This is a genomic window from Paenibacillus sp. EKM206P, assembly GCF_011066155.1.
GTDB classification, from domain to species: domain Bacteria; phylum Bacillota; class Bacilli; order Paenibacillales; family Paenibacillaceae; genus Paenibacillus; species Paenibacillus polymyxa_D.
The window spans coordinates 1-2,246 of the sequence record NZ_JAAMNQ010000041.1 but is presented as its reverse complement, the minus strand read 5'-3'; the positions used below and the strand labels follow the sequence as shown (position 1 = coordinate 2,246).

1 protein-coding gene is annotated in these 2,246 nt (G+C 48.0%); it reads right to left on the bottom strand.

The genetic code is table 11. The features are described 5' to 3' along the window. Positions 1-2,246, bottom strand: a 2,246-nt coding sequence (locus G9G53_RS25540) for a condensation domain-containing protein (protein WP_238796304.1), incomplete at both ends; no start/stop codon positions are given.

Here is a 2,246-nt window from a genome sequence, read left to right as displayed (position 1 = left end):
TGTCCGATGACGTGGTCGATATGACCCTGGATACGCTCCATTGCAGACCGGTTATACACCAGCGCATTGTATTCAAGTAGGATAGAGATATCTTCGTCAGGCACGACAATCAGGTTGAAATCGTAGTTGGTTTGCTCGGCAAGTGCCACATTGGCAATCGAGAAGCCAGTTTGTGCCTTTGTCTCGCCGGAACCGCCCATCTGCTTCATCTGCTGCCCAATCGGGTAGTTTTCAAAGACCATGATGTGATGAATCAGGTCTTGTTTTTGTTCAGTCCGTGCCTGAATATCGTAGAGCGGAAACGTATCATAGACACTGGAGGTCAAAGCCTGTTCCTGTGTGCGCTGCAATACTTCAGCAAATGTAGCATTCCGTTCACTTTGAATCCGAACCGGTATGGTGTTGATAAACAATCCAATCATGTTCTCCACACCTGGAATGTCTGCCGGACGACCGGATACCACACCACCAAACACAACATCCTGATTATTATTGTATTGCTGTAAAATAACGCCCCACACACTTTGCAGCAAGGTGTTAATCGTGACATGTTGTTGCTTGGCCATTTGGTTTAATGCGGCACTCCGTTCTTTACCCAACATAAATGGCAGTTTTTCCAAAACATAGCCAGAATTTGAACTTTGACCGCTTCTGTTTGTGTCGTCATCTCGTTCTGCCACAGAAACATGCGTATTCTCACCAGGCAACAAGGTTCGCTGCTCAAAACCTGCCAAATAGTCACTCCAATAACGGGTCGCTTCCTGTGCATCTTGATGTTCCAACCATTCGATATAGTCACTATACGGCTTGACAGGTGCGAGCTCTGGCTGCTTATTCTCCAGCAAGGCAGCATAGGCACCAAACACTTCGTCCGTCATCAGGGACAGGCACCAGCCGTCCATCACAATATGATGGAAGCTCCATACAAAACGGTATGAGCTTTCACCCGTGCGGAAGACGGATACTCGCATAAGCGCATCCTTGCTTAGATCAAAGCCTCGAGCTTTATCTTGAACCACAAACTCAGCTACAGCATGTTCACGCCCTCTGACATCCTGATAATGGAAGATCGGACTTTTATGACGATAGACGATTTGCAAGGGTTGTCCATGCCAGCCGCTGTAGAAATTCGTCCGTAATATAGCATGCCGGCTCACCAGCAGATTCAAGCTTTCCTCGAATAGGGAAGGCTCCAAGTGGCCCTCCAGATCAAAGGTCGCCTGCTCAAAATACACGCCTGTTTCTGCATTCATTAGACTGTGGAACAGCATACCCTTTTGCATGGGAGTTAACGGGTACACATTTTCCAATTCCCCAACCGTCTTGGTCTGCTCCTTAATCGTATCTAATTGCTCCAGGGTCAGACCTTTGAACAGTACATCACTTGGAGTTAATTCGATCCGATCTCGTGTAACACAATGCTCGATAATCTCAAGCAGATTGGATTTCAACAGATTAGCCAGCATTTGGACGGTGTCCTTACGGAAGGCTTTGCTGTTATACCGAATGTCCAGTTCCAGGATGCCGTTCGTTACGATCCCGCTCACATCGAGCGCATATTTCATCTTCGTCCGGTCACTAACGACCGATCCCATCGAGTAAGGAGACATACGAATATCGCTGTTTTGCAAGTCCTGATCCAGCTGTCCGAGATAGTTAAAGCTCACTTGTGGCTCGGCAAAAGCTTGATGTTGACCAAGATGCAGTGCATCTGCTTGCTGAGCCATGGCTTGGCCGGATTCACTCAAATATCTCCAGATTCCGTAGCCCATTCCTTGATTCGGAATATGACGCAGACTTTCTTTTACCTGTTTGATGCATCCCGACAAAGCGTGATCACGACCGATGTCTAGCCATACCGGATATGGTCTCGTAAACCAGCCTACCGTACGAGAAATGTCCGTATCCGGCAAAATGTTCTCACGTCCGTGTCCCTCTAAATGAATCAGACTGCGTTCATGACCCGTCCACGTATACAGCATCATGCCCAAAGCCGTCAGCAACAGATCGTTCATTTCCGTGTTATACGCACGGTGTGCTTGCTTCAATAATCTTTCTGTCTCTTCTTCCGTAAGCTGGAAGGCCACTGTATCCGTGTCAGCTAAGGTAAATGTTTCGGCCTGCGCTTGATCCTCAGGCAAACGTACTTGGTCAGCCAAAGCAGCTGCGTTCCATTGTTCCCAGTAGGCGTGTTCACTGTCCATGGCTGCGCTATTCGCATACTCGGAAAGTTTTTGTGACCAGGA